We start from the raw sequence: 22,438 nt of genomic DNA, 5'->3' as shown, positions 1-22,438 counted from the left end.
ACGCAATCTTGTTACAGGATTGCGTCTTTTTTATATTTTTTATGAAAATCTAAAATTTTTCATAAAACCTTTACATTCTCTTAACAATTCACATGTAAACTATGTTAAGATATTGTGGGCTCATAGCAGTGCGCCTAAACATCAAGTCGTGTAAAGGGGATTACGATGTTCAAGAAAAAGGATATTTTCTTTAAGACGTTCGAAGAAATGGCTGACGCAATTGTCGAGGCTGTGGAGTACTTTGCCAAAGGATTGTCAGACCTATCGGATGTATCAGCTTTCGCCAAGACCATGAAGGAATACGAAAGTAGATGCGACAAGCATGTACACACGATTTTGAAGGAGCTGAACAAAACGTTCATCACTCCGATTGAACGTGAAGATATTATGGCCCTGACGACTTCGCTTGATGATGTGCTTGATGGCATCGAAGCTTGCGCATCTCGTTTTGAAATGTACAACATTCTTGAGAAGGACGAGTACATAACGTTGTTTGGCGATATTCTCGTTCGTTCGTCGCATCAAATTAAGAAAGCAATTTATTTGCTTACAGAACGGAAGCTGCTTGCTATACGCGAGCCAAATATTGCACTTAACGAGCTGGAGAACCAAGCTGACGACCTGCTTCGGGTTTGCATCAAGAGCTTGTTCGCAAATGTCACAGATCCAATTGAGCTGATGAAGCGCAAAGAGATTTATGAGATGCTAGAGCAAACGACCGACTACTGCGAGGACGTTGCCAATACGCTGGAATCGATCATTATGCGTAATAGCTAATCTAGAGAGTGGGAGTCTTTTACAATGGATTTAATGGTTCTATGGATTGTCGTATTTCTAGCGCTTTCGTTTGATTTTATAAATGGATTTCATGATACGGCAAATGCGATTGCAACTGCCGTGTCGACTCGGGCGTTAAAACCTAGAGTTGCAATCGTAATGGCCGCCGTAATGAACTTTGTCGGTGCAATTACGTTTACAGGCGTTGCGGCCACAATTGGTAAAGGTGTAGCCAATCCAGCAGAGCTGGAGCACGGCGTTCCCATAGTTATTGCGGCTCTATTGTCAGCAATCGCATGGAACCTGATTACTTGGTGGTTCGGTATTCCTTCCTCATCCTCACATGCTTTGATTGGCTCCCTCGCAGGCGCAGTAATCGGCGGAGCAGGCATGAGCGCAATTAACAGCGGCGGATTGATCAAGATTGTACAAGCGTTGATTTTTTCACCGCTCATTGCTTTCTCCGCAGGTTTTATCATTATGTGGATTCTCAAGAAAATCTTTGCCAAATCAAGCCCGCATCAGGTGAATAAAGGATTTCGCTTCGGTCAAATCCTGACAGCTGCTTTCCAATCGTTCTCTCACGGTACGAATGACGCTCAAAAAGCAATGGGTATTATCGTATTTGCTCTAGTTGCTTCCGGTATTCAAACCACGATGGACGTTCCGCTATGGGTTAAAATTTCCGCGGCGACAGCAATGGCGCTCGGTACCTCAGTCGGCGGCTGGAAAATCATCAAAACGATGGGGACAAAAATTTTCAAAATCGAGCCAATCAACGGCTTTGCAGCTGACATTGGTTCAGCAGCCGTTATTTTGACGGCTACGATGCTTCATCTTCCAGTAAGTACAACACATGTTATTACGTCTTCAATCCTTGGTGTCGGCAGCGCGAAACGTTTCTCCGCTGTTAAATGGGGAGTTGCAGGTCGTATCATCGTTGCGTGGGTTATTACGATTCCCATTACAATCATCATGGCGATGTTTTTCTACTGGATCATTCATTTCTTCTTCCTATAAGAAAAGCTTGAAAAAACGATTACTCTTCGGTAATATAGTGATCTGACTCTTTAAATGAGATAGTGAGGAAAACCTCACTCGCCATGAGCCTAGGCTCATGGGGAATGAGATGTTCCTCACTATTTTTTGTGTTCTCTTCTAACGTTTACCCACTGTGGACAACGTTTATCGAAAATTCGCGAAAATTGCATCTATGCACATAATTAATAACAGCTGTGTATGAGTTCCACATTTGATGATTGTACAGCCGCTTCAGCTTCGTTGCTACCATAATATGCGGCAGAATTGATTCGTTTTTCTTTTGAATATTTATATATTTTCAGCATAAGCAGAAAACATATGCACATTGTACGAACAGCTGTGTATGGATTGCAAGATGGAAGCTGACGAAAACTGTCGAAGGTTGTACTTGTACACAGTTCACAACAATGATGTACGAATTCGAACGGTTTTTATGTGGACAGACAAGGGAAATGGGTTATCCACAGCTGGATAACTATTTTATTTTCAGGGTGATCATGTGCATAAATGGATGAAATAAAATACACCCCGATCGCTGCGCTATTCGCGGCAATCAGGGTGCTTCACTTTAATAGATGTAGGTTAAATATGTTTAGAATAAACCTTCGAATCCGTGTTTAACGTTTCTTAGGCGTAGTACGGCGACGACGAACAGTTTTTCTGCCTGAGCCGGAACCAGCTCTTGGCTTGCGGCGTTTGCGGCGCTTTGGTTTCCATTCGTCAGAATCATCGTCATCAGATTTGTCTTTTTTGCTGAAGGAGCCCATAAGCACTTTGACTAGCGGAGCCATCTGAGAAACGCTCGACATGACCTTCTGGACCTTTGTCACGGTCGTTAAGATACCGTCGATGCCGCCCAAACGATCGATATAACCTTTAATTTCGCCTAGATTGGCAAGTGAGAAGCCGCTTGCTTTGGTGCTAGTGGTCGATTCTATAAGCTCAGCAGCTGTATCCGGTACAACGACGGGCAGGATATCCTGCGCCTGCTGCGAAGCCGGCGGCATTGTTGGCAGGTTTCCGCCAAAGCTGAAACCGCTCGACTTTGCGCCAGACGATTTGCTGAACGGCTCTTGTGCCAGACGCTGGCCGCCGTGCCAATCGTTTTGCTGGTTGCCGGTACCGGGGTTATTGCGATAGTTCACACGGATCACAACCCTTCTTTTATAACAGTTTATGGAGTAGGCGAACATAAGGATTGGACGAATGTCTCGGGTGCAGATTTTTTTCTAGATAAATGCCTGCTGCTTGTATGTGAGTTCGCGTCAAATAGGTGGGGCATTTCCTTGCGTTAATTCGGTAATGTTTGAAAAAAACGGTTAAAAAAGTTACAATAGTAACATTAGTTTTAATAGGAGTGAATTCGCATGCAGCTTAAAAAGCTGAACGATAAAGCAATAGATCAATTATTCGAAGCGGTGCTTACATTGAAGTCAGTTGAGGAATGTTATGTTTTCTTCGATGATCTGTGTACGGTGAATGAGATCCAATCGTTATCGCAAAGACTTGAAGTAGCACGGATGCTCGGAAAAGGCAGCACTTATAACGCGATTGAAGCCGAGACAGGCGCAAGTACAGCAACAATATCGAGAGTGAAGCGTTGCTTGAACTATGGCAATGACGGTTATAAAATGGCTTTAGAACGGCTTGGAAGGTAGGAATCATGCGATGAAGCCAGGCATTCTTGTCATTAGCCACGGCTCCAGAGAAGCTGCATGGATACAGTTAGTCGATGAGGCGATTGCAGCAGCAGCGGCTTCGTCCCGTTTATCAGGCGTTCCAATTATGTCGTCCTTTCTCGAGATCGTGGAGGGACGGCTTATTCAGGATGGCATTGATGAATTAGAGCGGCAAGGTGTTACGGATATGTTCGTAGTGCCGCTGTTCGTTTCTTCGGGTAGTACACATGTGGATGAAATTGGGCAAGCATTTGGTTTTCCATGGGTTTCCGATCTGGAGGGTGACTTAGGTACATTTCGAGTCAAAGCTACGATTCATTATGGTCTCCCCATTGACGATGATCCCCAAATTGCAGAGCTGCTCGCTTCAAACATTGCACCCTTATCCACAAAACCAGAGTCAGAAGCGTTACTGCTTATCGGCCACGGAAGTAAGGAAAAGGTATTCCATGAGCGCTGGCAGGAAGGGTTGAAGAAGCTTGGCGAGCGGGTTAGAGCGCTCGGAGGATATAAGCGCGCAGAGTATGCCATGCTATTGCCAGATCAAGCGGCAGGAAAGCTGGCAGCGATGCAGGCTGCGAATCCACAGGAATCGGTCATTGTTGTGCCGCTATTTCTAAGCCAAGGATATTTTACCAATCATGTCATTCCAAATCGGCTTAATGGTTTTGTATATCGCTATAACGGCAAGGCGATGCTTCCTAATGCAGCGATTGAGCAGTGGCTGGAGCATCAGATGATCGATGGTTTACAACGGTTGCGCGAAGAGAAGCATGTCACGTTTACAGAATAAATGTTAGGTTGAATGATTGTTAGGGGTGAACCGAGATGGCAATCAAACGAGCAAGACTTATATATAACCCGACATCGGGAAGAGAAGAAATGAAAAAAAGATTGCCAGATATTCTTCAGCGTCTTGAACAGGGCGGTATTGAGACGAGCTGCCACGCCACGATAGGCGAGGGAGATGCTACGCTTGCAGCGGCTGAAGCTGCGGACCGCGGCTATGATATGATCATTGCTGCAGGCGGTGACGGTACGCTTTATGAGGTTATCAACGGCTTGACGAATAAGGCGAATCGACCTCCGCTTGGCATATTGCCAGTAGGCACAACCAATGATTTCGCACGGGCGATGGGTATTCCGAAGCATTGGGAGTATGCAGTCGACCTTATTATTCAGCAATATAGCCGGCCGATTGATGTCGGTAAGGCGAATGATCGCTATTTTATCAATATTGCTGGGGGCGGCTCCTTAACGGAACTGACCTATGATGTGCCGAGCAAGCTTAAGACGATGATTGGGCAGCTGGCATATTATATGAAGGGCATGGAGAAAATGACCCGACTTCGGCCAACTGAGCTGACTTTTCATGCAGCTGGTGTAGGGGAATTCCATGACGAGTTCATGATGTTCCTCATATGCAACAGCAATTCGGTCGGCGGTTTCGAGCGACTCGCGCCGGACTCCAAGCTTGATGATGGGCTTCTGGATGTCCTGCTTATCCGCAAATGCAATTTGCCGGAATTTATTAAGCTTGTGACGCTTGCGCTGCGCGGTGAGCATTTGAACGATCCTCATGTGATTCATTTTCGGACGGATGAACTCAAGGTGACTACACCGGATTATGTGCAAATTAACCTCGATGGCGAATATGGCGGCGTGCTGCCGTGTACTTTTTCGGTGCTGCCGTCGCATTTGCGTATTTTTGCTGATGAGACTGGGGAATCGACTTACCGTTAAGCCCTTATGTATTCGGAAATCTGGGAATGATAAATAGGAACTAGCATGCAACAGCATTGAAGATAGAGCGGAGAGAGTTTATGAACAAAGGTAGAAGCAGGGGCGGCAAAGGCAGATCGCGGGGTGCTGCGGGTACGGGTACTCGAGCAGCGGCGATTCCAGCAGATGCGCCTTTTCAAAAAAATGAAGAAGTCACCGTCGATATTATCGGCCTGACACATGATGGAGAAGGGGTAGGCCGCGCTGACGGCTTTACCCTTTTTATACAGGGAGCACTTCCTGGTGAGCGTGTGCGCGCGAAGGTGATGAAGGTAAAGAAGCAGTATGGTTATGCGAAGCTTGAAGAGCTGATGCTTAAGAGCCCATCGCGAATAGAACCGCCTTGTGATATTTATAAGGAATGCGGCGGCTGCCAGCTGCAGCATTTCGATTATCCGGCGCAGCTGGAGTGGAAACGCCAGCATGTTGTGGATAACTTGATGCGAATCGGCAAACTGAATGTGGATGGTGAAGGCAATCTGTCGGATGGAGCGAATGCGTCTGCTGGGATTGTTGTTCACCCTACTGTTGGAATGGACGAGCCTTGGCGTTATCGCAATAAAGCATCCGTACCGATCGGCACCAGTTCTAAAGATGGTCAATTAATTGCAGGCTTCTACGCCCGCGGCAGCCATCGGATTATCGATATGGACGATTGTCTGATTGAACATGAGCATAATGATGAGGTTATTCGTGTCGTAAAACGAATTGGACGTGAGCTTGGCGCCACACCTTATGATGAGGAGACTGGCCGCGGCGTACTGCGCCATGTAATGGCACGGACTGGCGTTGTCACCGGCGAGATCATGGTCGTTTTGGTCACGAACAGTAGGAAGCTGCCTTTGTCAGATGAATGGGTTAGGCGCATCCGCGAGGAGCTCCCGGGCGTGAAGAGCATCGTTCAAAATGTGAACGAGCGAAATACGAACGTTATATTCGGTGATGAGACTCGTGTCCTCTGGGGCAGCGAGGTTATCTATGATGAGCTCGACGGCATTCGCTTCGCAATATCGGCGAGATCGTTCTATCAAGTCAATCCGATGCAAACGGTGGAGTTATATCGTAAAGCGGTCGAGTATGCCGGCTTAACAGGCTCGGAAACTGTGATTGACGCTTATTGCGGCATCGGTACGATATCGCTGTTCCTTGCAAGGCAGGCTGGACGCGTTTATGGCGTTGAAATCGTACCCGAGGCAATCGAGGATGCGGCGCGGAATGCAGCGCTTAACGGCATTACGAATGCCTCGTTCGAGGCGGGCCCTGCGGAGGTTGTTATTCCTCGCTGGCGCAAGGAAGGCATAACGGCCGATGTCATCGTCGTTGATCCACCGCGCAAAGGCTGCGACCCTGCACTGCTTGAAACGATTCTGGCGATGAAGCCGGAGCGAGTGGTGTATGTGAGCTGCAACCCTTCTACGCTGGCAAGGGATTTGCGTGTGCTGGAGGACGGCGGGTATAGGACGACTGAGGTTGTGCCGGTGGATATGTTTCCTTGGACGGTTCATGTGGAAGCTGTAGTTTTACTACATCGTATAAACAATTGATCGGAAAAGTCTGATCCATATTTACTAAACAATAGATATTGAACTAGCTCATGCGAAATTTGCATGAGCTGGTTTTGTGTTTAGAGGAACGGCAGACAATATAAGTACTAAACCATTCATTTTCTGGAATCGTTGCTTTTTACTGCATTTATTAATGCAACGGGAAGTAATGTAATAGAAAAGATGGCTGTGAATATGTTGAATTGTGTGGTTTTATAAGGGACGAACCATTCCGTAAACAGCTTCGAATGAGATATGGAGTTATAGATCCGGTTAAATAATGCCCCATCTTGCAAGTTTGGCGCCCATGAAAAAAGATCACAGATGATAAAGAATAATTGTAAAACAAGAAATAGCCCCAACGGAAACATCCAACTTCTTTTTAGATTAGATCGACCTTTGCTTGGTGTAACTTTCATTTGACCAGTTCTCCTTATTATTTCATCACTTGTTATATACTTGTGCGGCCTCCTATAAGTCCTTTCTAGTAAACAGATGTACAGTTAAGTAATAGGAAGCAATGAATAACAGTAAGACAGCAATTGGGATAAGAAATAGCGTTTGGTCATTACTAAAGCCTTGGTTGTTTATCGAATTCATAAACATAGCTGTAGGCTGCGCCAGAGCAATTAGGATAATCATAAATACGAAATTTATAATACCGGTTCCTTTTTTACTAAGTGTGTAAAAAAGTGGCATATAGATGGAAGTTAGAACAAGCACTATTCCTAATGGAACTAGCATGTCTATGACCGAATAATCCGGCTTGTTTAGCTGAGGGAATGCTATTTTAACGAGAGAATGTATCCCATAAGAAGCAAGGACTCCAAAAAGTGTGTAAATGATGGCTGTTATGTATTTCGCTTTTACAATATGTTTACGGCTAATCGGCAGCGTGACCAGAAAATTATGGTGATTTTTTTTGATATCGATCATCATACCTAGACTAAGTGATGCACAAGCTGTATAGATAGCCACAAGGTGAATAGATGATTCATGTTTTGGTATAAATGCAATACTGTATACAGCGAGAAAAAGTATAATAAGCCCTAGTGAGCTTTTTAAAGCGATGAAGTCTTTACGAAGCAAGTTAAGCATGAATTCGTCCTCCCTTAGCGGTGTAATAGATGATGTCTTCTAAGGATGGTTTATCGAAAACAACATAATTGCCAAACAACTGTAAGGCATCTTGCCTATTGTTTACTAAGCCCTCAAACCCAACATCAGTCTCACGAATCCCGATAAAATTGCTTCGTATATCCGAATCAAGCAGTTGCAAGTCACCTTTGACGATTGCATACCTCTCAAATACTTCATCTTTTGATTCATTAAATACGAGCTTTCCACGATTGATGAAAGTAATGTAGTCAGCAATGCGATCTAAATCTGTTGTAATATGGGTCGAAAATATAATGGTATTTCTCTCGTCCTGCATCATATCCCCAAGTAGATCAAGCAATTCTCTTCTAAACACAGGATCAAGTCCAGAGGTTGGCTCATCCATAATTAAGAGTTCTGCCTCATGCGATAAGGCAACTGCAAGGGAAAACTTGATTTTCATCCCCTTTGATAACTCATCAATCTTCTTCTTAGGAGACAACTCGAATTGTTCAAGTAAGCCGTTAAACTTAGTATTGCTCCACTTTTTGTAGAAAGGCGCGATCATCTCCTTCATATCACGAATCGTAAGATGTTCATAATAGAAGCAGTCATCCGACACGATGCCGATGCGCTGCTTAATATCAACTTCATGTTCAGGCATAGCGCGGCCTAATATTTTTACACTACCGGAGTCTGGACGGATCATGCCGAGCATCATTTTGATCAAAGTGCTTTTACCAACACCATTCGGACCAATCAGTCCGGTTATGTAGCCCTTTTTTACATCCAAAGATACATTATCGACTGTAAAATGATTGTATGCTTTCGTAAGATTACGTAATTCTATTGCATTCATGGGGTCTGATCCTCCTCGAAAAAGAGAGTGAAATGATTGATTAGATCTTGTTGACTCATGTTTAGTTCCTTGCTTTCTCGAATGATTTCTATCATTTTCTCTTCTAATAGTTTCATACGCTGCTCCCGAATAAATTCTTTATTTGCTCCCGATACGAAACAGCCCTTACCTACAACTGAGTCGATTAACTTCTCTTTCTCTAATTCTTCATAAACACGCTTAGTTGTAATTACACTAACTTGCAAATCCTTGGCAAGCTGCCTAATGGAGGGAAGGAGTTCACCTGCACGTATTTCATTGCTCAAGATGCTCTGCCTAATCTGGTTCATTATTTGGATGTAAATCGGATCGCTTGATGCGTTGGATATAATAATTTTCATGTTTCATTACCTCGTTCTCGCTGATAGAGTATCTACCGTATATATATAATATATACACTATTATCTTTTGCGTCAATATTTTAATTTATTGTGATTATTGGGTAGTGGAGCAACAGTTCTTGTAGGAGATGATTCCACGCTTATATTAGCTTTTTCTGTGGCTTCAAAGTGAAATGCATGTGTTGGATGCAGAGGAATATAGCTAAGGGGAAAAATGAAAGTACCCATTAAATCGATATCATTTCATTGTAAAAAATGCTTTTAATCAAACATTCCCTACCCTCCATTGATTTGAAATGCTTATAATGCAATTAGAAGATTTTGGACGTAAAGAGTATGTGTGTACATTAGAAGCAACAAGAAATGAAATCGAACGGAGCAAATAAACGATGGAGAATAAAATTATAGATATTGGCGTCAACTTGATGCATCGATCGTATAATCAAGATCGTGAACAGGTGGTTGAAAGGGCGGCAGCGAATGGGGTTACTCCACTTGTTATCACGGGAACAAGCTTGAGGAACAGCGTGGAAGCTGCTCGCTATGCAGGTCGTTTACCCGGAAAGCTGTACTCTACTGCGGGTGTTCATCCTCACGATGCGAAGAGCTGCACAGATGCGACAATGAAGCAGCTCAAACAACTGGCGGCACAGCCGCAGGTGGTTGCTATCGGAGAATGCGGACTAGATTATAACCGAGATTTCTCTCCGCGGGATGTGCAACGCAAATGGTTTGCCGAGCAAATTGATTTAGCGCTTGAGCAGGATATGCCGCTGTTTTTGCATGAGCGGGAAGCTTTCTCGGATTTTATAGCCACTCTTAAGGAACAATCGGTTCAGAAAGCGGTCGTCCATTGTTTTACGGGGACTTTGCCAGAACTTAAGGCTTATCTCGAAATGGGATTCCATATTGGAATCACAGGCTGGATTTGTGATGAGCGAAGAGGCAAACACCTGAAAGAGCTTGTACGAATGATTCCGCTAGACCGGCTTATGATTGAGACGGATGGGCCATTTTTAACGCCACGGGATTTGAAAGGGAAGCCGCAGGATGGACGGAATGAGCCGGCTTTCTTACCACACATTTTGCAAACTGTATCACGGTGTATAGGAAAACCAGTGGAAGAGGTAGCTAAGGCTACGAGAAAAACTTCTGAGGAATTTTTTGGTTTATAAAAGTTAAGAGATAAGAGGCGCCAGACCAACTTTAATATTGAACTTTTTCTCACTGTCTATCATAAAAGAAAATCAACGGCCTGGTATATGGATAAGGACAATATGATTTATTTTGATATGACGGTTAGTGAAAGTGAATTTAAGAGATTAAAAAACATGAGCAGAGACGTGAATGGAGTCATTCTTTTTCATGTACAAATCTTAAAATAAGATTGAATCTCTAAATACGGATGATGAAGTATATAAGGATCCAAATAAGCTTTGCTAATAGAAATGACATATAAAACATAGTTTTATCCCAACCGCGATTAACGCGGTTTTTTTATTTTCAAAATACTGCTCAATTATGGAGAGTCTTAACAGAAACTTAACTGTCTTCAAAATATCGTAGATGGAATTAAGGTTAAGTTTAATAGCGTGTAAGACTGGAATGCTAGAATGACGGTAAGAAAGGAGACACAGTACAGGCTAGGATTGAATCATGAAAAATTTGTAATCGTGCAAAATGAGAGACAAAGGGATGTGGATGATATGAAAAAGAGATTTATATGGACGCTTGCAGCGGCCTTAGTTCTGACCCCGCTTATTCCTACAAACGCAATGGCTTCCAGCACCGTAGCTTTGGTTTCTTCTAAGACGCTAGAGAAGATTGCTTCTGAGAAAGCGGCACTTCTAACTGAACAATATGGAATACCTAGCGTGCAGTATGCCTTGATCGATAATGGAGTGATCAAAGTATCGGGACAATCAGGAGTTAACGACATAGAAGGAAAAATCCCTTTAACGAAGGAAACCATCTATGGTATTGGCTCTACGAGCAAAATGTTTACCGCGTCAGCAGTCATGAAATTAGTGGATGAAGGTAAAATCAATCTCGATACCCCCGTCGTACACTATATTACGGATTTTAAGATGGAAGATGAACGTTATAAAAAGATTACTCCGCGCATGTTGTTGAATCATTCATCTGGTTTGCAGGGTTCCAGTTTAAACAGTGCATTTTTATTTAATGATCCAGATACATACGTACACGATTCGCTGCTAAAGAACTTGTCTACACAGAAATTAAAGGCAGAACCGGGAGCTTTTTCAGTATATTGTAATGATGGATTCACGCTCGCAGAAATTCTTGTAGAAAGAGTCAGTAAAAAGACATTTACCGCATTTATTCATGACAATATTGCTGTGCCTTTGGGTATGAACCATACCATGACGCCACAAGACATGGTAGAGACGAGCAAATTCGCCGGCCTTTACTCTCCTGCCTATGAGGGCCAGCTTCCAACGGAGACGACCAATGCGATTGGTACAGGCGGAGTCTACTCTACTGCGGAGGATTTGGTTCGATTCTCGCAAATCTTTACTGGGAAGAGAGCGGACGTACTCTCCATCAAATCAGCACAGGCCATGGAGCAAGAAGAGTATAGGAAGGGATTATGGCCCAAAGAAGCGGATAACTCGATGGACTACGGACTTGGTTGGGATAGCGTACGCTTATATCCTTTTAATGATTATGGTATAAAAGCCCTCGTCAAAGGAGGAGACACACAGATGTATCATTCCTCCTTCATCGTGCTTCCCGAGCAGAACATGGCTGCAGCAGTCATTACCTCAGGCGGTAGCTCCTCAATAAATCAGCTGCTAGCGAGTGAATTGCTCCTTCAGGCGATGAAAGAGAAGGGCGCAATTAAAGAGATCAAGCCAGATAAATCATTTGGCAAGCCGGTTAAGGCTGACATGCCAAATGATTTTGCGAAGTACGCAGGTTATTACAGTACTCAAGGCGATCAGTGGAATGTAGCTATAAAAGACGGGGAACTGTCGTTGTCAGGAATGGTTGCTCCAGATCAAAAATTTATATACACCAAGGATGGAACTTTTGTCGATGAAGATGGAAGCACGAAGGTTAGTTTTGTAAAAGAAAGCAACGGACGGACTTATTTGTGGATGAGCCAGTATGTTTCAGTACCTGAATTAGGCCAGCTTGCATATTCTGAATACAAAGCAGAGAAATTGGAAGGTGCAGTGCTGAATAAAGAAACGGCGGATGCGTGGGCAAAAAGAGAAGGCAAATCTTACTATCCAGTCAACGAGAAATTCAGTTCCATCGCCAATATGAACATGATTAGGCCAACAATAAAGACAAGCGAAGGCTATTTCAATGATTTAAAAATAACAGGTGCCAATACGGCTGAGAGCCAGCATCAGATTCCTGGAACGGCAGGCCGAGATACACTGAGTATTCTTTTTTATGCTAAAGAGGGCGTAGAGTACCTTAATGCGGCTGCAACCGTGTATATGAGCGAGGATGGAGTGAAGCCGCTGTATAAAGGGAAATCGTCGATAACTACAATTCAAGCTGACGGTTATGCTAGATGGTTCAGCGTTCCCGAAACAGCTGCTGGCAAGAAAATGGTAGTCGAGATGCCAGCTAAAGGTGGTTTTATGGTATATGATGAAGCGGGAGTACTGGTGAATAATACGGTTATTAGCGGTAAAAATGAAGCCGTACTGCCTGCGAATGGATATATCGTATTTGCTGGAAATGCCGGATCCGCTTTCGGTATTACGCTAGTGAAATAGAGAGTTGATAAGTATAAATTAGACCCATATACAGATTTGGCCAGCTATTATAGCTGGCTTTTTCTCGTAAGATTTTGGTTTTATTCCTTAGAGTAGAGAGACTCTTTAGCCAGCCTGCACTCAAACTAGCGCGCAAGCAACAGCTTCATCTGTACGTCCATTTGGCTGTGCATGGAGATGGGGTCGCTGACAGCGAAATGCTCAGGATCTATGAAATAGATACGATTATGTTGGACAGCCTTTAACTGCTTCCAGATGAAAGTCTTCTCCAGCGATCGGAATCGAACCGGATCAAGAACGCTTACAAACAATCGGTCGCCAGCGTATAGCGAGAGCTGCTCCTCTGTAATTAGGCGATAAGCCTCACGGTTCAGCATCTCTTGCGCGATAATGGGAGGTGCCGTCATGCCAAGCCCATCGTATAAATTATAAGCTCCACGGCACCAGAAGTTGCCAAAAACATAAATGGAATAGGTACGTATTTCGATAACAGAAACCGTTTCTTCCTTGGATATGAATCCCCGTAGTTCGTTTCTATGACGCTCAGCTTTGTGTTCATATTGCAAAATAAGCTGCTGCGCTATCCTCTGTTTGTTAAAAGCCTCGCCGAGCATCGCCAGTAAAGTCATCGGTTTATGGTCGTTTTGGGAGAAGATCATCGTAGAGGCGACGGTTGACAGCTCTTCACATTCTTGTTCATTCGATACCAGTATATAATCCGGATGCAGCTCGGCGATCTCTTCCAGTTGGTAAGGGATATTGTTCACCCGGTGAATATCCAGACTAAGGTTTCTCAAGTAGGGTCTGTTGGTTAAATTTTTGGCGGCTGCGATGGGCCGGATACCGAGTGCGAGTAAATGCCCGAGGCAGGTTAGTGCACAAATATGGGCGGGTTTGTTCTCATAATTGCGGACAAATTGTCCTGGCGTTATTCCCTCCGTCTGCTTAAAGCGGCGGTTGAAATAAAATTCATCGCGATAGCCGACCTTCACGGAGATCTCTTGCAGGCGCTCGCCTTTTAATAAGAGCTGTTTTGCTGATTCCATTCGCAAAATTGTAATGTACTCTAAAACATGCTTGCCAGTAATTTGCTTAAACCAGTGGGTGAATCTCCGCTTACTAATTTGGGCTTGCGCAGCAAGCTCCTCTACAGATATCTCTTCAGTAAAATGCTCATTGAGCTGTTCAATAATAGCTAGCACGGATTGGCGTGTTGTTTCGGCAGCAGGCTGAGCTTCCGTACTCTCTATCATGATTCGCATCAGCTTTTGGAATCTCGCGTGATTGTCCATTTGCCGTGCAGCAGATTTATCATTCTGGTATTTGCTAATTTCCCTGACGATGCGCAGCGGAGCTTTAGTCGAGGAAATGCGGCATTCGCCGGCTTGCAAATAGGTCGCGACGTGTCTGGCTGTGTTGCCTAGGATGGAAAAGTTGAGCAGCCAAAACGAGCCGCCTTGCCCGTGCAATAGGCTCATGTCGATAATCGATCCATGATTAAGAATCCAGCAGTTTCCGGCCTTTAGTGTGTAATCCTCATCGTCCCACCTTAGCGTGCCTTCACCTTCCTCCATGACCAATAGGGTATTGGAGGTCAGTGGCAGCGGCGAAATTCCATTTGTTGGGGAGATGACAACGTGTTGTAAATCGTGCAACTCAAAATATAGGGTATGTACCGGCCTATTGACATCCAAACCATTTTTGCCCAAGTGAAAACCTCCAAGTTTAGTTGAGAATTATTATCAATTAAAGAAATCATACAGCAAAGCTGCACACATATCAACCGATTCCGTCTAGTTATTAAGCAGCCCAATAGTATAAAATATCGTCCCATCCTATCCTTGTCGGGGTTAAGGGTACAAGCTATACTGGCAATAGTTGATAATGATTATCAATAAAACAGAGAGATGGGCGGAGAGAATGATGGCAGTTCAAAGCAAACATATACGGAAAGGTCTAGCAGTGCTTTGTATCGCAATGGCATTAAGTGCGTGTGGCAGCAATGGCGGCGGCAGTGAAGCGAAACCAACAAATACAGCAACAGTTGCAGCAAACGAAGGAAACGGACAAGTAAGTACGTCCGCAACAAAGTTTGTGACGGATGCTTACGATAAACAGGTGGAGATTCCAAGTTCGCCTAAACGTATTGTTTATACAGATAATACAGTAGGGGATATTTTGCTATTTGGCGTTCAACCAATTGGATTGATTCAGGATGGGCTTGAGTATGCCGTGTACCGGGATGAAGTGAAAGACGTTGCTGATGTGGGCTGGCCGCCGAGCACGGAGAAATTGATTGAGCTGGAGCCTGATCTGATTATTACTTCGATGACGGATGCGCAGCAGCTGGATGTTATGAGAAAAGTTGCGCCGGTTATTCAGACAAACGAGTGGGACCCGATGCCTGTACGCGTAAAGAGAATTGGCAATTGGCTCGGCTTTGAGAAAGAGGCGGACGAATTTCTTGCGAAGCATGAGGCAGACATTAATAAAATGTGGGATTCTCTGCTGCAGAATGGCACAATACAGAGCGGCGAAACCGCATCGGTATTTCAATATATGTTAGGTCAAAAAAGACTTAGTGTTTATACGACCAGTTATTTGCCTACGTTTGTCTATCATAAGAAAGGATTCAAGCCGACGGCAGGTATCCAAGAGCTAATTGATGATCCTGAGAACTACGGATACTCGGACATATCGGCTGAATTGCTTCCGAATATTGCGGGAGACCGTATCTTTATTGTTTATTTTGACGGACCCGAGCTTGAATCGGTTAAGCAAATGATCAACGAACCAATCTGGAGAGATTTGCCGGCTGTGAAAGCGGGGAAAGTTTATTTTGTAAACGGGGGGCTCGGCATTACGACAGATCCGCTTGCAAGAGAAGCGCTAATTAAGCAGCTTCCAGTGATATTGGGGGGGACAGTAATGAGCCATTCTCTAGAATTATTCGATGTAACGATTATTGGCGGCGGCCCAACGGGATTGTACACGGCATTTTACAGCGGCATGAGAGAATTAAAAACCAAGCTCATAGAAGCCCAGGATGAATTGGGTGGACGCATACTGACCTATCCGGAAAAAATGATTTGGGATGTTGGGGGGATCACCCCTGTTCGCGGGGAAAGGCTGATCGATCAGTTGGTTCAGCAAGCCCATACCTTTGAGCCGACAATTGTGCTTGGTCAGCGTATCCAGCATTGTGAGCGACAGGATGACGGGAATTTCCTGCTGACGACAGATGCTGGTGAGAAGCATCTCACCCGGACGGTTATACTAGCTATCGGCTATGGCGCTCGCAAGCCGGCAAAGCTGGAAATTGAGGGAGCAGATCGTTTCGAAGTGACCAATTTGCATTATACGGTGCAGCAGTTGGACGGCTTTCGCGGCAAGCGGGTATTGATCTCCGGAGGCGGAGATGCCGCGGTGGATTGGGCTGTTGAGCTGGAACCGATTGCGTCTAGCGTGACGATTGTCCATCGGCGCGGCGAATTCGGCGGGCATGAACGGACGGTTAGCCAAATGAGACAGTCTTCCGTATCGATCCTTACCCCCTATACGGTAGAAGTTCTACATAGCCAGGATGGTACGGCTATAGACACTGTCACCGTAGCCCATACGCTGACAGGCGAGCAGCAAAAGCTTGAAGTAGACGCTGTGGTCGTCAGTCACGGGATGAGTTGCGATTATGGTTCGATTCGTCATTGGGGGCTTAATATGAATGAATGGAACATGCAGGTAGATGACCAAATGGTTACCAACATTCTGGGTATCTACGCAGCGGGTGATTTCGTTACCTATCCGAACAAGGTTGAGCTGATTGCGGGTACCTTTACCAGTGGTATTTTAGCATTAAATAGTGCGAAGAAGTACATGGAGCCGGATGCTCCTTATATGGCTTACGTCTCGTCCCATAACGACCGTTTCAAAGAGAAGAACCGTGCGCTGGGCGCTGTGGAAGAAGAGGAATAAAATAGCTGCAGCATTTGTACGCAGGCAGGGCTGCCCGAAAGGGTGGTCCTTTTTGTGTTGCTTGCTTCATATATTTAGTTCCATTATTTTATAAAATTGGGAAGGTGGATGTCTCTTTATGTCGAATGGTAAGTAGACTCCTTTATTAATAGGGACATGAAAAGGGATTGTCTGCTTGGAATAAACATGTATTTATATAGAAGACCACATTAAAAGATTGAGAAAGCATGAGGAGAGAGAAAATGAAAAAAGTGATATTGCTAGGACTCATTTTATTGTTAATGACAGGGACATCTGCGGCTTTTGCTGCACCAAGTACATACCGTGTATTGGTTAATGGCTATGTTGTTACTGGTGATACGTTAACACAGTCAAATACAACACTGGTGCCATTCAAAGTCATATTTCAGGAACTAGCGTACAAAATTTCTTATTCGGCAAAAACCAAAACCATTAAAGCGGACAAAAAGGGAATCTCCATATCCTTGACGGTAGGTAGTACTAAGGCTCTTGTGAACGGAAAAGAAACGAAGCTGCCAGTTGCTCCGAAAATAGTTAACGGTGTTACTTATGTGCCTTTACGATTTATCGCAAACGTCTCAGGTGAAAAGGTATTGTTGGACAGTGGACGTAAAGCTATTCAGATTGGTAAGCAGATAGATTGGGCTTTGCTGGATCTTCCTTCGTTTCGTAATGCAAAGTGGGGGATGTCTGTCGATCAGGTAAAGAAAACAGAAAAATCGTTATTCCAATTTAGAAGCGATACAAAGGTTCCATATCTTACGTTTCAAACGAAAGTAGCTGATTTTAAAGCAACGGCGGTTTATTTCACTCCAGACGAAATGTTGAAATCAGCAGGTTATTTAGTAGAACTTTCCGGCGTGGATAAGTACGTACAGGATTATAAGGCTTTAGTTGCGTATCTGACAAAACAATATGGAGAGCCAACAGTTGAAACTATAAAACATTACCATGATGTAGAAGGCATCGACTATACAGATGAAGAGTGGAATCAGCTCATTGTAAGCGGTGAGTTAGGACTCGTTGCAAATTGGAAGTCAATTGATTCTGAAATTATGCTTGTAGTTGCTTATAACTTGCAAGAATTCAGTGATATCCAAATCACCTATACTAGTTGGTGGGGGCAATTAAACTAGACATCTAGCAAGGCATGGTCAGGCGCTGGCTTTGTAGAAGCTAGAGCTATGCGGAAAGGTTGGACGATCAGGCTGGAAACTGGTATACTTGCCGGGATTGCTCCTATTAAAGCGATTTCAATTGCTAGTTTTAGCGGGAGCTGATCTACTATGGGCGTCGTCAGGAGTGGTACTAAAGATGAAGAAATATAATTTTATTCGTCCGTTAATGCTGATTGTCATAGCACTGCTTGTAAAAAGCCTTATTACGAATCTTTGTATGGTATTTGGGATGGAACAGGGACCGGCAGAAAATGTTGGTTTCATTAGCATGCTAGTCGCAGCATTCATCATTTATTCGAGAATGGCCCAGAAGCGCCGCAAATAACGAAGGCCCGAAAGGAGCAGCCATGGAAGGCAATAAAATCACATTTGAGACAATTGATCAGTATATCGCCCATTACTCTCCTGAGATTCAGGATATTTTGGAGAAGATAAGAGGCGTGGTTAAAGTGGCTGCACCAGAAGCGACAGAGAAAATCAGCTATCAAATGCCGACCTTCGTGCTCCACGGGAACTTGGTTCATTTTGCAGCTTACAAAAATCATATCGGCTTATATCCGGCTCCAAGCGGAATTGAGGCCTTTAAACAGCAATTATCCCCGTATAAAGGGGCAAAAGGGTCGATTCGCTTCCCTTTAGACGAGCCTATACCTTACGAATTAATTGGTGAGATCGTAAAATACAGAGTAGCTGAGAATATTGAAAAAGCCGCGAACAAGAAAGTGAAGAAAAAGAAATAGGAGCAGAGATGCTCCATTGAACAAATGCCTCAGAGAGTTTTCTCTGGGGCATTTTTTTTGTTTGAACACTTTTTCATAAAAATGAAGTAGCGGCAAAGAGGGTAGGTTCAAGCATGAAGTGCCGAAGCTAGATATAATCCCATGTATGGTTCATATGGTTGAGCTCTAGCAAGGAATGATTTTTTAATTTCATTTCATATTCTCTATGCTCAAATAGTGGTAACATATACTTGTCCTCGTTGAGATTTTGATGTGAAACGGACGCGAAAAATGATTTTTATGGATAAATAAAATCTTACTGGTCTGTGGTTTTTTCATAGAAGGTCATTGAAATAGGATGAAAAATTACTAATGCAAAAGAAACAAATGGCTGGTGTAGGAGAAGATGGTAGAATCTCAAAAGGGAGTGTAAAACAATGAATTTAGAAATGGTTATGCAGGAGCTTGAAGCTCTTGGCAAGGAACGAACTAAAAAAATATACCAATCCAATGGCGCACAGGAACCGCTTTTTGGTGTTGCTACTGGCCAAATGAAGACCATTTTCAAAAAAACAAAAATAAATCAACCGTTGGCTGAGCAGCTTTATGCTACAGGGAACTACGACGCCATGTATTTTGCCGGAATTATTGCAGATCCCAATGCGATGACGGAAGCGGATTATGACCGTTGGATGGATGGAGCTTATTTTTATATGCTGTCCGACTATGTTGTTGCGGTAACTTTGGCAGAAGCTGATATTGCGCAAGAAGTGGCTGACAAGTGGATCGCAAGCGGTGATGAACTGAAAATGTCTGCAGGCTGGAGCTGTTACTGCTGGCTTTTGGGGAGTCGGCCGGATGATGAATTTTCCGAAAGCAAATTGGCCAATCTGCTTGAAACTGTGAAAAATACGATTCATGATGCTCCCGAACGAACAAAATATGCAATGAATAATTTTATTTACACAGTAGGGGTATCCTACATGCGGCTCCATGATAAGGCAATGGAGGTCGCATTGGAAGTAGGTCCTGTAGAAGTTAATCGGGACAAGAAAAAAAGCAGTTTTTTGATCGCATCTGAACAGATTCAAAAAGCAGTTGATAAACAGCGGCTTGGTTTCAAACGCAAGCATGTAAGATGCTAAAGGTTACTTCATGGATTGTTATGGCGCCAGCGAGCAAGTAATACAAGGTTATTCCGATGGAAGTCGAGCTGCCGATGGTAATAGCTTTGAAATAGTTTATATCGCTAGGTTAAGCACTCCACACATGTGGAGTGCTTTGTGTCGCTCGTTAGTAATTAGCATTTTAAGAGCCACATTTACCTGCCATTTAAAGCCCGAACGTATTCTACGCTAGGGATAACTAGGAAGTAGGATTTCCCGGACTAGAATTCTCATTGCAATAAGCAGGTCCCTTATTGATTTCAGTAAGTTTGTGATTGACGGAAAAGATTTTTGCATTGATATCTGTTATACCAAAGTCAGCTAATCTGCTAGTGTGCATAACGTTATATTTTTCAGCCGTTTCTTTTGTTTCAAACAAATAAATTCCACCGGCTTCATTTTTTTCGGCATTTTCTGTCCAGATTTTCCACATGAATCCATCTTCTTCATTGATACTTTTTGCTAAATCAGAAAACGCCTCTGCCATCTCTTCTCCGAACGGTCCATTCATTTTAAAATCCACTTGTAATACGTACGACATTATAGTCACTTCCTTTTGTTTATTTAGTAGCTGTAAAATACAATTCTCCTAAAATTTCGTTCACTTGATAATGATTTGTTGGAAGCTCTTGTTCAATAAGAAATTTTACGTCTGCTTGTTCAACATCATACATGACTTCAATTTCCTTGGAGAAAAGAAGCTTTTCTTTTTCAAGCAAGTCAGAAAGGGAAGGGACTGGTTTGGGTTGTAAATCTTCGAGATTCAGAACCTTACTCAAACCGTCAACATAGTTATCCAACGGACGGCTGCCAACAATTTTTACGCCCTTATTCTCCTCATTAGTCATAATAATGGTAGGGAAGCCTCGGACACCCAACCTTCTAACTAGATCAAAATCTTCATGCAACAATTGAAGACCGACCTGTTGTTCAGCTTCGTTTACAATTGCTTTTCCATCAAGACCGATATGATTTGCGATTTCAATCATAACCGATTTATCTGATATATTTTGATTAAATGCAAACAGTGCTTCTCTTGAACGACGCAAATATTCTGTTGCTTTTGCATCAGTATGATTTTTTTGAATCACCTTAAATACACGAGAAGGCGGGTAGGATGATTGAACTGGATTATCAATCATTAAAGTCCCATCAATTGGCATTCTTGAATGCTCTCCAACTTCTCTCCAGTGAGGGGCCACATCGGCTGGTTTATGAATGCCGTTTGCCGGATCGATTGGTCCATCATGCCATTTTTCCAGCAAACCGCCCATAACCGTATGGAAGTTAAAAAAGTTCCCGTATTGCTCTACAAAACGACGAAGCACAGGTTCAAGCGCCCAGCAATGCGAACAAATAGGATCGGTTACATAGTAAAGATTAACTGCTTTTGTGGGCTGATTAAAATCAATAATCTCTACTTTCTCCTCTTCAGCTACCCCGCATACGCCTGTTTGTAGATCACAAACCATATTATTATTGTTCTCCATTTTAATTCCTCATTTCTCTGTTAATAAGTTAAGATAAGCGAGGAAAAGCAAACACTTATACCTCGCTAAATTTTTTAACAATATGTATTATCTTCCCTTTACTTTTCAAGGGCGAAATACATATTTATTTGCTTGCAATTAAATTTTAAATCATAATAAAAATCATCAACACCAATAGTTCTGCGGATGTGTCGTTTATACAACACATTTAAGAAGTTGTTTAAAAAGTAGGAGGTTAACAAAATGACCGAATCAAAGTCGGACCCCCGAGTTCTACGTACCCGTAAGTTAATTATGGATTCTTTCATTGAACTTTCAGGGAAAAAGGAATTTAAAGATATTACGATAAAAGATATAACTACAGAAGCGATGATTAATCGTGCAACTTTTTATTATCATTTTGAAGATATACACAACTTATTGGAAAAAGTACTGTCAGAAGTATTGTTAGTCAATTTGAATTATGACTTTTATCAAAATGACGAACTAAATGAAGAAGTATTTGTTAGCATCTTTGAAGCTGTAACAAATTTTCAAAAGTCATTATCCAGTCGTTGCCATAGAGGTTACGAAGATACCATTGCCCGTATTATTAGGGAACAGCTCGAAATTATTTTTTATAAAATGTTGTTAAAGCAACATAAAGCGGAGAAGGATGAAGCTCTAAAACTTACAGCTGTCCTATTAAGCTGGGGAATTTATGGGGTTTCTGTAGAATGGAGAAGAAATAGTCACAAGACACCGCCGGAAGAAGTTATCAAATTAGCGATTCCTTATATACGGACTGGAATTGATAGAATGTAAGGGGAGTGAACTGTTTAATAATTAGAAGAAGCTTAAAGAGTTAAAACAAGTTAAGGTATATTTGAATAAATAAAGAAGAGGGGTGCACGCTAAACTGACCCCTTAGTCAAGGACACTTTGAAAAAAAGAGCACTAAGCCACACTTAAGAGATGATTCCTGTACTGAACAG

Annotated in this window: 22 protein-coding genes and 1 pseudogene; 15 read left to right on the top strand and 8 right to left on the bottom strand. The window is 43.1% G+C overall.

The features are described from left to right. Positions 1 to 165 precede the first annotated feature (165 nt). Positions 166 to 777 (top strand): DUF47 domain-containing protein, encoded by a 612-nt coding sequence (locus BK120_RS29505; protein WP_076271086.1) that lies wholly within the window; start codon positions 166 to 168, stop codon positions 775 to 777. A 24-nt stretch (positions 778 to 801) separates the two neighbouring features. Beyond that, a complete protein-coding gene (locus BK120_RS29500) occupies positions 802 to 1,797 on the top strand; it encodes an inorganic phosphate transporter (protein ID WP_076271085.1) in 996 nt (331 codons plus the stop codon). A 638-nt stretch (positions 1,798 to 2,435) separates the two neighbouring features. On the opposite strand, the gene BK120_RS29495 is transcribed toward BK120_RS29500, so the two are convergent. Beyond that, positions 2,436 to 2,963 (bottom strand): hypothetical protein, encoded by a 528-nt coding sequence (locus BK120_RS29495; RefSeq protein ID WP_076271084.1) that lies wholly within the window; start codon positions 2,961 to 2,963, stop codon positions 2,436 to 2,438. Between the two features lie 222 nt (positions 2,964 to 3,185). On the opposite strand from BK120_RS29495, the gene BK120_RS29490 reads away from it, so the two are divergent. The 4 genes from BK120_RS29490 (at position 3,186) to rlmD (ending at position 6,823) form a co-directional block, all read left to right on the top strand. Then, positions 3,186 to 3,476: a YerC/YecD family TrpR-related protein gene (locus BK120_RS29490; RefSeq protein ID WP_054026535.1), complete on the top strand. Its 291-nt coding sequence runs from the start codon at positions 3,186 to 3,188 to the stop codon at positions 3,474 to 3,476. A 10-nt stretch (positions 3,477 to 3,486) separates the two neighbouring features. Beyond that, positions 3,487 to 4,290, top strand: a complete 804-nt coding sequence (locus tag BK120_RS29485; protein WP_076271083.1) for a sirohydrochlorin chelatase — start codon at positions 3,487 to 3,489, stop codon at positions 4,288 to 4,290. Positions 4,291 to 4,331: 41 nt separating this feature from the next. Beyond that, a complete protein-coding gene (locus tag BK120_RS29480; protein WP_179089927.1) occupies positions 4,332 to 5,240 on the top strand; it encodes a diacylglycerol kinase in 909 nt (302 codons plus the stop codon). Between the two features lie 80 nt (positions 5,241 to 5,320). After that, positions 5,321 to 6,823: a 23S rRNA (uracil(1939)-C(5))-methyltransferase RlmD gene (gene rlmD, locus BK120_RS29475; RefSeq protein WP_076271081.1), complete on the top strand. Its 1,503-nt coding sequence runs from the start codon at positions 5,321 to 5,323 to the stop codon at positions 6,821 to 6,823. Positions 6,824 to 6,939: 116 nt separating this feature from the next. Here the strand turns inward: rlmD and BK120_RS29470 are convergent, their stop codons facing one another. The 4 genes from BK120_RS29470 to BK120_RS29455 are packed head-to-tail and all read right to left on the bottom strand — an operon-like array spanning position 6,940 to position 9,160. Continuing rightward, the gene (locus BK120_RS29470) at positions 6,940 to 7,242 is read right to left on the bottom strand and encodes a YfzA family protein (protein WP_076271080.1); all 303 of its coding nucleotides are present in this window, start codon (positions 7,240 to 7,242) and stop codon (positions 6,940 to 6,942) included. Between the two features lie 52 nt (positions 7,243 to 7,294). Further along, the gene (locus BK120_RS29465; RefSeq protein ID WP_076271079.1) at positions 7,295 to 7,921 is read right to left on the bottom strand and encodes an ABC-2 transporter permease; all 627 of its coding nucleotides are present in this window, start codon (positions 7,919 to 7,921) and stop codon (positions 7,295 to 7,297) included. Beyond that, positions 7,914 to 8,780, bottom strand: a complete 867-nt coding sequence (locus tag BK120_RS29460) for an ABC transporter ATP-binding protein (RefSeq protein WP_076271078.1) — start codon at positions 8,778 to 8,780, stop codon at positions 7,914 to 7,916. The genes BK120_RS29465 and BK120_RS29460 overlap by 8 nt, the downstream gene beginning before the upstream one ends. Continuing rightward, on the bottom strand, positions 8,777 to 9,160 hold the full coding sequence (locus tag BK120_RS29455) for a GntR family transcriptional regulator (protein WP_076271077.1): 384 nt from the start codon (positions 9,158 to 9,160) through the stop codon (positions 8,777 to 8,779). Before BK120_RS29455 ends, BK120_RS29460 begins: the two co-directional genes overlap by 4 nt. A gap of 389 nt (positions 9,161 to 9,549) precedes the next feature. Between BK120_RS29455 and BK120_RS29450 the strand changes: the two genes are divergently transcribed. Then, on the top strand, positions 9,550 to 10,335 hold the full coding sequence (locus BK120_RS29450) for a TatD family hydrolase (protein ID WP_076271076.1): 786 nt from the start codon (positions 9,550 to 9,552) through the stop codon (positions 10,333 to 10,335). Between the two features lie 531 nt (positions 10,336 to 10,866). Next, positions 10,867 to 12,918 (top strand): serine hydrolase domain-containing protein, encoded by a 2,052-nt coding sequence (locus BK120_RS29445; RefSeq protein ID WP_076271147.1) that lies wholly within the window; start codon positions 10,867 to 10,869, stop codon positions 12,916 to 12,918. 125 nt (positions 12,919 to 13,043) lie between these two features. Here the strand turns inward: BK120_RS29445 and BK120_RS29440 are convergent, their stop codons facing one another. Further along, positions 13,044 to 14,627: an AraC family transcriptional regulator gene (locus BK120_RS29440; protein WP_076271075.1), complete on the bottom strand. Its 1,584-nt coding sequence runs from the start codon at positions 14,625 to 14,627 to the stop codon at positions 13,044 to 13,046. Positions 14,628 to 14,802: 175 nt separating this feature from the next. Between BK120_RS29440 and BK120_RS36185 the strand changes: the two are divergent. From BK120_RS36185 to BK120_RS29410, 6 genes and pseudogenes are all read left to right on the top strand, one after another. Continuing rightward, a pseudogene (locus tag BK120_RS36185) lies at positions 14,803 to 15,747 on the top strand (ABC transporter substrate-binding protein); the annotation flags it as partial. Positions 15,748 to 15,846: 99 nt separating this feature from the next. Continuing rightward, on the top strand, positions 15,847 to 16,890 hold the full coding sequence (locus tag BK120_RS36180) for an NAD(P)/FAD-dependent oxidoreductase (RefSeq protein ID WP_076271146.1): 1,044 nt from the start codon (positions 15,847 to 15,849) through the stop codon (positions 16,888 to 16,890). A 242-nt stretch (positions 16,891 to 17,132) separates the two neighbouring features. Next, positions 17,133 to 18,047: a copper amine oxidase N-terminal domain-containing protein gene (locus BK120_RS29425; RefSeq protein WP_076271074.1), complete on the top strand. Its 915-nt coding sequence runs from the start codon at positions 17,133 to 17,135 to the stop codon at positions 18,045 to 18,047. Between the two features lie 178 nt (positions 18,048 to 18,225). Further along, entirely contained in the window at positions 18,226 to 18,414 is a 189-nt protein-coding gene (locus tag BK120_RS29420) for a hypothetical protein (protein WP_076271073.1), read from the top strand. A 22-nt stretch (positions 18,415 to 18,436) separates the two neighbouring features. Beyond that, complete coding sequence (locus tag BK120_RS29415) at positions 18,437 to 18,829, top strand: iron chaperone (RefSeq protein WP_076271072.1); 393 nt, start codon at positions 18,437 to 18,439, stop codon at positions 18,827 to 18,829. Positions 18,830 to 19,245: 416 nt separating this feature from the next. Then, complete coding sequence (locus BK120_RS29410; protein ID WP_076271071.1) at positions 19,246 to 19,953, top strand: DNA alkylation repair protein; 708 nt, start codon at positions 19,246 to 19,248, stop codon at positions 19,951 to 19,953. Between the two features lie 220 nt (positions 19,954 to 20,173). Here the strand turns inward: BK120_RS29410 and BK120_RS29405 are convergent, their stop codons facing one another. Together BK120_RS29405 and BK120_RS29400 are read right to left on the bottom strand one after the other, a co-directional pair. Beyond that, entirely contained in the window at positions 20,174 to 20,515 is a 342-nt protein-coding gene (locus tag BK120_RS29405; protein ID WP_076271070.1) for a monooxygenase, read from the bottom strand. 19 nt (positions 20,516 to 20,534) lie between these two features. Then, the gene (locus BK120_RS29400; protein ID WP_076271069.1) at positions 20,535 to 21,464 is read right to left on the bottom strand and encodes a DsbA family protein; all 930 of its coding nucleotides are present in this window, start codon (positions 21,462 to 21,464) and stop codon (positions 20,535 to 20,537) included. Between the two features lie 243 nt (positions 21,465 to 21,707). Between BK120_RS29400 and BK120_RS29395 the strand changes: the two genes are divergently transcribed. Next, entirely contained in the window at positions 21,708 to 22,268 is a 561-nt protein-coding gene (locus BK120_RS29395; protein ID WP_076271068.1) for a TetR/AcrR family transcriptional regulator, read from the top strand. The last annotated feature ends 170 nt before the right edge of the window (positions 22,269 to 22,438 follow it).

The organism is Paenibacillus sp. FSL A5-0031, assembly GCF_001956295.1.
GTDB lineage: Bacteria > Bacillota > Bacilli > Paenibacillales > Paenibacillaceae > Pristimantibacillus.
This window is presented reverse-complemented; position numbering and strand designations above follow the sequence as displayed.